The sequence below is a fragment of the Peribacillus sp. SIMBA_075 genome (assembly GCF_046534585.1).
On sequence record NZ_JAWRYN010000254.1, the window covers coordinates 1 to 343 of the forward strand.

At 50.4% G+C, this 343-nt stretch carries 1 protein-coding gene; it reads left to right on the forward strand.

What is annotated here, in order from left to right; translation table 11 throughout:
• On the forward strand, positions 1-343 hold a 343-nt coding region (locus SB775_RS28125; RefSeq protein WP_410864451.1), incomplete at both ends, for a VOC family protein.

The window sequence follows — 343 nt, forward strand, 5'->3', positions numbered from 1 at the left end:
TGGCAATTGCGAAGAAGCTGTGGGTTATTACGCCACTGTATTCGGTACCGAACCACCTGAATTATCACGCTTCGGGTATATGCCGGCCGAGCCAGGCCAGGACATGCCCGAAGAAATGAAATCCCGAATCATGCATGCAAATTTGAACATCCATGGCAGCCCCGTCATGTTTTCGGATGCCATGTCAGAGGCCCCCATTACGATCGGCCAGAACATCAATGTCACTGTCCTGTCGGATGACTTAAAGAAAATGGAGAGCGAGTTCGAACAGCTAGCCCAAGACGGCACTATCCATATGGAGCTGCAAGAAACATTTTGGAGTCCCGGCTATGGCATTGTGGAA